This window comes from Leeia sp., assembly GCF_041909055.1.
In the GTDB taxonomy this organism is placed as follows: Bacteria; Pseudomonadota; Gammaproteobacteria; order Burkholderiales; family Leeiaceae; genus Leeia; species Leeia aquatica.
Genome location: NZ_JAYREC010000007.1, coordinates 198,083 through 205,468, shown reverse-complemented (window position 1 = coordinate 205,468; position 7,386 = coordinate 198,083). Strand labels below are relative to the sequence as shown.

7 protein-coding genes are annotated in these 7,386 nt (G+C 60.4%); 4 read left to right on the top strand and 3 right to left on the bottom strand.

All coding sequences use genetic code 11. The features are described 5' to 3' along the window. Positions 1 to 125: 125 nt before the first annotated feature. The 3 genes from lysS to prfB form a co-directional block, all read right to left on the bottom strand. Positions 126 to 1,640: a lysine--tRNA ligase gene (gene lysS / locus ACE3O2_RS17060; protein WP_168878437.1), complete on the bottom strand. Its 1,515-nt coding sequence runs from the start codon at positions 1,638 to 1,640 to the stop codon at positions 126 to 128. A gap of 45 nt (positions 1,641 to 1,685) precedes the next feature. Beyond that, positions 1,686 to 2,156 carry an Ivy family c-type lysozyme inhibitor gene (locus ACE3O2_RS17055; protein ID WP_374339556.1) on the bottom strand — a complete coding sequence of 157 codons (471 nt, stop codon included), beginning with the start codon at positions 2,154 to 2,156 and terminating at the stop codon, positions 1,686 to 1,688. 2 nt (positions 2,157 to 2,158) lie between these two features. Beyond that, positions 2,159 to 3,263, bottom strand: a protein-coding gene (gene prfB, locus ACE3O2_RS17050) for a peptide chain release factor 2 (protein WP_168878439.1) whose coding sequence is annotated in 2 segments (ribosomal slippage) — positions 2,159 to 3,181 and positions 3,183 to 3,263 — 1,104 coding nt in all. Because the reading frame shifts where the segments join, the coding sequence is not laid out codon by codon here. A gap of 165 nt (positions 3,264 to 3,428) precedes the next feature. Between prfB and ACE3O2_RS17045 the strand changes: the two genes are divergently transcribed. From ACE3O2_RS17045 to ACE3O2_RS17030, 4 genes are read left to right on the top strand one after another with little or no spacing between them, the layout of a single operon-like run. Next, a complete protein-coding gene (locus tag ACE3O2_RS17045) occupies positions 3,429 to 4,067 on the top strand; it encodes a TetR/AcrR family transcriptional regulator (protein WP_168878440.1) in 639 nt (212 codons plus the stop codon). 4 nt (positions 4,068 to 4,071) lie between these two features. After that, positions 4,072 to 5,127: an HlyD family secretion protein gene (locus ACE3O2_RS17040; RefSeq protein ID WP_374339554.1), complete on the top strand. Its 1,056-nt coding sequence runs from the start codon at positions 4,072 to 4,074 to the stop codon at positions 5,125 to 5,127. Beyond that, positions 5,127 to 5,771 carry a VC0807 family protein gene (locus ACE3O2_RS17035; RefSeq protein ID WP_374339552.1) on the top strand — a complete coding sequence of 215 codons (645 nt, stop codon included), beginning with the start codon at positions 5,127 to 5,129 and terminating at the stop codon, positions 5,769 to 5,771. The genes ACE3O2_RS17040 and ACE3O2_RS17035 overlap by 1 nt, the downstream gene beginning before the upstream one ends. Next, positions 5,768 to 7,354 (top strand): DHA2 family efflux MFS transporter permease subunit, encoded by a 1,587-nt coding sequence (locus ACE3O2_RS17030; RefSeq protein WP_374339551.1) that lies wholly within the window; start codon positions 5,768 to 5,770, stop codon positions 7,352 to 7,354. The genes ACE3O2_RS17035 and ACE3O2_RS17030 overlap by 4 nt, the downstream gene beginning before the upstream one ends. The last annotated feature ends 32 nt before the right edge of the window (positions 7,355 to 7,386 follow it).

Here is a 7,386-nt window from a genome sequence, read left to right as displayed (position 1 = left end):
ATCCCCTTTCTGGGCTTGCTCACAGGGGGACTCTGACAAAATTGGCCCCGCTCTTCCAGCGCCACATACAACAACACCGCCAAAAGGCGGTGTTGTTGTATGTAATATAGCGCTCGCGTCGCCACTTACTCCGGACGCATCTGCGGGAACAGCACCACGTCGCGAATGGAGGCGCTGTCGGTCAGCAGCATGACCAGTCGGTCAATGCCGATACCGCAGCCGCCGGTCGGTGGCATGCCGTGTTCCAGTGCGCGGATGTAGTCGGCGTCGAAGTGCATGGCTTCGTCGTCGCCCGCATCCTTGGCGCGGACCTGAGCCATGAAGCGCTCGGCTTGGTCTTCCGGATCGTTCAGCTCGGAGAAGCCGTTGGCCAGCTCGCGGCCCACCATGAACAGCTCGAAGCGCTCGGTATAGCGCGGGTCGCTGTCCATCGCGCGGGCGAGCGGTGACACTTCTGCCGGGTAATCGACAATATAGGTCGGTTCCCACAGCAGTTGCTCGGTGGTTTCTTCAAACAGGGAGAACTGCAGGCCACCGATACCATCGGTCAGCACCGGCTTGCCGCCCACGCGCTTGATTTCTTCCTTGAGGAAGGCGCGGTCGTTCAGCTGCTCGGCCGTGTAGTTGGGGTGATAGTGGCGAATGGCTTCGCTGACGGTGAAGCGGGCGAACGGCTTGGACAGGTCCAGCGGCTTGCCTTGGTATTGAATATGGGTGGTGCCGAGGGTCTGCTTGGCGACATGGCGGATCACGTCTTCGGTAATCTGCATCATGTAGCGGTAGTCGCGGTAGGCCTCGTAGAACTCCATCATGGTGAACTCGGGGTTGTGCCGCGTGCTCATGCCTTCGTTACGGAAGTTGCGGTTGATCTCGAAGACCTTCTCCATGCCCCCCACCACCAGACGCTTGAGGTACAGCTCCGGTGCAATGCGCAGGTACAGCGGCATGTCAAGCGCGTTGTGATGGGTCACAAACGGCTTGGCATTGGCGCCGCCCGGTATCGGGTGCATCATCGGCGTTTCCACTTCCAGATAGCCACGCGCGGTCATGAACTCGCGCACACCCTGAATGATGCGGGAGCGGCGGATGAAGGTAAGCTTGGTGTGCTCGTTGGTGATCAGGTCCAGATAGCGCTGGCGATACTTCTGCTCGGTATCGGTCAAACCATGATGCTTCTCTGGCAACGGGCGCAGCGCCTTGGCCAGCAGACGAATCTCTGTCACCTTGACCGACAGTTCGCCGGTCTTGGTCTTGAACATGGTGCCACGGGCACCGAGGATGTCGCCCATGTCCCAATGCTTGAATGCCGCCAGCGCATCAGCGCCAACCTGGTCAACCCCAATGAACAGCTGAATGCGTGCGCCACTATCCTGCACCGTCGCAAACGCCGCCTTGCCCATCACGCGCTTGAGCATCATGCGTCCTGCCACGGCCACTTCCACCTGCTTGGCTTCCAGCGCCTCGTTATCCAACTCGTCGTAAGCGGCGTGCAGGTCTGCAGCGTAGTGGGTGCGATCGAAGTCGTTGGGGAAGGCCACACCATGCTGACGCAGCTCGGTCAGCTTCTGCCGACGTTCGGCAATGATCTGGTTTTCGTTGACGGGTTCCTGCGCGGCGTCGGGCGCGTGCTTGTCAGTCATGATGGGTCCGGTCTCAAATCCAAATAAACAGGGGCGATTGATCGCTCAATCGGCAAATTCAAACAGGTGGCTCGCCATATAGGTCAGCGTGGGCTCGTCAGGCGCGCCCAGCCACTGGATGCGGGTGGCTGCAGTCTTGCCCTCTGCGTGCTGATCCAGCCGCAGCGCGGCCCAGGCCTTGCCGCTATTAGGGTCAAACAGCATCAGGTAGCGCTCGCCATCGCAATCATCCGGACGGCAACCTTCGTACAGCAGATACAGGCGGGCATTGAAGCCAGCCAGCTCGCTGGGGCGCTGCGTACCGAACTGCGCCAGCCAGGGGTATTGCGTTGCCAGCGGCTGCAGCAGGCTTTGCCAGGCCTGGCGAACATCCGCCTGCCGCGCCACCACCTCCGCCGGTTTACCCGCATAGCGGCGGTAAGCCTCCGGCCAGTCTGCCGGGTTACTGCCATGGCCACCGTGCGCCAAGGCCAGCAGCGGACACAGCAAAGCCAGGGCGGCAAAACGCATACGCATGCTTACACCCCTTGCTTCAGGCTGGCTTCAATGAAGATGTCCAGATCACCGTCCATGACGCTCTTCAGGTTGCCCACTTCCACATTGGTGCGCAAATCCTTGATCCGGCTCTGGTCGAATACATAGGAGCGAATCTGGTGGCCCCAGCCAATATCGGACTTGCCCGCTTCCAGCGCCTGCTTTTCTTCATTGCGCTTGCGCAGCTCCAGCTCGTACAGACGAGCCTTCAGCATGCTCATCGCTTCGGCACGGTTCTTGTGCTGCGAGCGGTCGTTCTGGCACTGCACCACGATATTGGTCGGCAAGTGGGTAATCCGCACCGCAGAGTCGGTCTTGTTGATGTGCTGACCACCGGCACCGCTGGCGCGGTAGGTATCCACCCGCAGGTCTGCCGGGTTGATGTCCACCTCAATGCTGTCATCCACTTCCGGATAAACGAACACGCTGGCAAACGAAGTATGGCGACGGGCATTGGAGTCGAACGGTGACACCCGCACCAGCCGGTGCACCCCGGTCTCGGTGCGCAGGAAACCGTAGGCGTATTCGCCAGTCAGCTTGAGGGTGGCGCTGCTGATGCCCGCCACTTCGCCCTCGGACTCTTCCAGCACCTCTACCGTAAAGCCTTTGCGCTCACCATAGCGGGTATACATGCGGTACAGCATGCCCGCCCAATCCTGCGCTTCGGTACCACCGGCACCGGACTGGATGTCCACAAAGCAGCTGTTCGGATCTTGCGGATTGCTGAACATGCGGCGGAATTCCAGCTTCTCGATTTCCGCCTGCGCTCCCTGAATGTCGTCCTGCACCGCCGCGATGGTGTCGGTATCGTCTTCCAGCTTGGCGAGGTCAAACAGTTCGCGTGCATCGCGCAGGGTCTGGTCCACACGGGCCAGCATCAGCACCACGCCTTCCAGTGCTTTTTTCTCACGACCCAGCTCTTGCGCTTTTTCCGGAGTATTCCAGATGGCGGCGTCTTCCAGCAGCCGGTCTACTTCTTCCAGACGTTCCGCTTTGCGGTCGTAGTCAAAGATACCCCCGGAGCGACGCGGTGCGCTCGGTCAGGTCTGCCAGATTGTTGTCGATGGCATTCTGCAGTTCGATTTCCATGATTCTTTCCCTTACGGCGCACCTGGCAAAGGTGCGCGATTCAAGCTAAACGACTGATTATACATGACTGTAACGGGCTGGCAGCATTTCAAAGCAGGCAAGGAATGCTTGACTTCCATTGCCACACCATTAAAATAACTTACCAGTTAGTTATTTTCAAAGACCATGACCGACACCTCAACCCGCTGGCAACGGCGCAAAGACGCCCGCCCCCAGGAAATCATCGACGCCGCACTGACCCTGTTTACGCAGCGTGGCTTTGCCGCCACCAAGCTGGATGAGGTCGCCAAACTGGCGGGCGTCACCAAAGGCACGGTTTACCTTTATTTCGATAGCAAGGAAGAGCTGTTCTTCAGCGCCATCCGCGAGATGGTAGTACCGATGCTGGAGCTGGGAGAGTCCCGCGTCGCCAGCTTTGAAGGCAGTGCCACCGAGTTATTAAAGGCGTTGACCCACAGCTGGGTCGAAAAACTGCTGGAACGCAAAGGCGTGTGCCTGACCAAGGTCATGCTGTCAGACGGCAACCAGTATCCAGAGATTGCTGCTTTCTATCATCAAGAGGTGGTATTGCGTGGCCGCCGTCTGTTTGCCAGTGTGCTGGACAAAGGCGTGGCTTCCGGCGAATTCCGCCCGATGGACACCCTGCTGGCGGCACGCAACCTGATCGCGCCTATCCTGCTGTATCACATCTGGCTGCATTCTTTCGCTGCGTTCGAATCGAGCGACATGACGCCCCGCGACTATGTGGATTTCCATCTGAATCTGCAACTGAACGGCCTGCGCGCCCACCCTGAGCGGAACTGACCCCATGGATACCCCTGCTGCGCCGAAGAAACAGAACAAAGCCCGTCTGGTCTTGCTGCTGGCCACCCTCGGCATTGGCGCCGGTCTCGGCTACAAGTGGTGGCATGGTAACCATTATGTCAGCACGGACAATGCCCAGATCGAAGGCCATATTGTGCCGGTGCTGCCCAAGATCGGTGGCTATATCGACCAGATCAGTGTGCGTGACAACCAGCTGATCAAAGCTGGGGACGTCATTGCCGTGCTGGACATCCGTGACTTGCAGGCACGCCTGAACCAGGCCGAAGCCGAGCTGGCCGCCGCCCAGGCTGCCGTCGGGCAAAAGGGCCAGACCGGACAGATCCAGGCGCAGATCAGCGTGGCAGAAGCCAATGCCTCTGCTGCGCGCGCCAACATCCAGCAGGCGGCAGCCAACGCCGACAAGGCGCGCAAGGACTACCAGCGTATCCAGTCTCTGGTGGCGCAAAAATTCCTGCCGCCGCAACAGCTGGACGCCGCAGCAGCCAATCTGCAAGCTGCCGAAGCCAATCTGCAGGCCATGCGCAGCAATGCCCACGCTGCCGGCGAGCAGGTGCAGGTCGGCGGCGCCAACCTGAAGCAGGCCGAAGCACGCGTGCAATCCGCCCGTGCCGCACGGGATTACGCCGCCTTGCAGCTCAGCTATAGCCAGATCAAGGCCCCCGTCGCCGGCCGGGTCAGCAAAAAATCGCTGGAGCCCGGCCAACTGGTGCAGCCCGGCCAACTCTTGCTGTCGCTGGTGCCGGAAAATGACCTGTGGGTCACCGCCAACTTCAAGGAAACCGATATCGGCCGCATCCACGCCGGGCAGAAGGTTGAAGTCGAAGTGGACGCCTACCCCGGCCATGCATTTGAAGGTGAAGTGGATTCGGTGTCTGCCGCCACCGGTGCACGCTTTTCCTTGTTGCCGCCTGACAACGCCACCGGCAATTTCACCAAGGTGGTACAGCGGGTGCCGGTGAAGATTCGCCTGAACAAGCTGGACCCGGCACACTACCCCCTGCGCCCGGGCATGAGTGTGGTCGCAACGGTGGTCATGTAATGGAGGCCCTGCTCAAGCGCCGCATGCTGCTGCTTGATCTGGCGGTCAACATCCTGTTGCCGTTGTGGATTTACCAGCATTGGTCGTCCAGCGTCGGCGACACCCGTGCCCTGATCTATGCCGCGCTGCCCTCCCTGTTGTGGAGCGGCGTGGAATGGCTGTGGCACCGCCGGCTGGATGCCTTGTCTCTGGTCAGCTTGCTGGGCATTGCGCTGTCGCTGCTGGCCTTGCTGCTGGGGGGAAGCCCGCGCCTGCTGCTGGTGCGTGAGTCGCTGATCACCGGTGTGCTGGGGGTACTGGCCCTGCTGAGTCTGCTGGCACGTCGGCCCGTGTTGTACCACTTGGCGGAAGCCACCCTGCGACGTGAGGGTCACGAAGCACTTCTGCGCTTCCAGCAACGACAATCCCACCCGGTGATGCAGCAAGCGCTGCGCACCATGACGCTGGTGTGGGGCGGCGGTATGCTGGCCGAGGCCGCGCTGCGCAGCAGCCTGGCCTGGAGCCTGCCCATCGCCCACTATCTGGCGATCTCGCCCTTCATTCTGTATGGCAGCTTTGCACTGCTGGCGCTCTGGACTGCCCGCTTCCGCCGTCAGCTCAAGCAGCGCCTCAGCCAGCCGGATCGTCAGGAAGTGACCGCATGAAGCCCTGGCTACCGGGTCTGGCACGCACCACCAGCAAGGAATCGCAGTACGCCAGCCGCTATATCATTGCCCTCACCGTGACGCTGGCTTCAGTGCTGGAGCTGCTGGACACCAGCATCGTCAACGTTGCCATCCCGCACATGATGGGTACCCTGGGAGCCACGCTGGACGAGATTGCCTGGGTGTCGACTGGCTATGTGGTGGCCAATGTGATCGTGCTGCCCATCTCCGGCTGGCTGTCGGTCCAGTTTGGCAGGCGTAATTATTTTGCGTTCTCCATCATTGTCTTCATCGTCTCCTCTGTGGCGTGCGGCAATGCCACCTCGCTGGGTGGGCTGGTGTTCTGGCGCATCGTGCAAGGTCTGGGTGGTGGCGGTCTGCTGTCGACCGCGCAAAGCACCTTGTCCGAAGTGTTCCCGCCGCAGGAAATGGGCAGTGCATTCGCCATCTTCGGCCTGGGCATCATGGTCGGCCCGATGCTGGGGCCTACTGTCGGCGGCTATCTGACCGAAAACTACTCCTGGCCGTGGATTTTCTACATCAACGTTCCGCTGGGCGCGCTGGCGTTGCTGCTGAGCCTGCAGTTTGTGCCGGACTCGAAGCATGGCAAGAAAGCTGAGTCGGTGGACTATATCGGCTTGCTGCTGCTGGCGATCGGCGTCGGGGCATTGCAAACCTTGCTGGAGCGGGGCGAACGGCTGGAGTGGCTGGAATCCAATGAGGTCATCGCCTATATCGTGGCCAGTATTCTGGGACTGTCTGCTTTTATCATCCGTCAGCTGGAAATCGAGCATCCGATTGTGGATGTCCGCGTGGTCAAGGACAAGCAGTTTGCGGCGGGCATGATCTTTGGCTTCATTCTGGGCGCGGCCCTGTACAGTACGGTGTTTGTGTTTCCGGTATATGTACAGACCCTGATGGGCTTCAATGCCTGGCAGACCGGCATGGCCATCCTGCCTTCCGCCATTGCCAGCGGCATCATGATGATGATGTCGAGCAAACTGTTGCAGCGTGGGGTCAAGCCCACCCGCATCATCTTCACTGGCGTGGTGATCTTCCTGTTCTCCATGTGGCAGCATCAGCACTTCACCACCCTGTCGGGTGCAGATGACTTTTTCTGGCCCCTGGTGCTGCGAGGCATCGGGCTCGGGCTGATCTTTGTGCCGCTCAGCAGCGTGGCCATGGCCAACATCCCGCTGCATGAAACGCCGAATGCAACCGGGATTTACAACCTGTGCCGCCAGCTGGGTGGCAGTGTGGGCATCGCCGTCTCGGCCACCTTGCTGAGCAGCCTGCAAAACGCCAATCGCTCCAGTCTGCTGGTGCATACGGCACTGAACGACCCAGCCACCCAGGAGCGCCTGCTGGCACTGCAGCAGCATTTTGCCAGCCTCTCTCTGTCGGAAGGGGTGGCCAAGGCTCGTGCCCTGGCCACCTTGAGCAACCAGATCAGCAAACAGGCCGCCATGCTGTCGTACGAGCAGCTGTTCTTTGGCTTTGGGCTGGTGATGTTGCTGGTCCTGCCCCTGCTGACCGTCATGAAAAAGACACGCGCCGGTAACATCAGTAGTGACGCGCATTGACAGCACGCTGACGGCATTGACAGGGCAAGCCC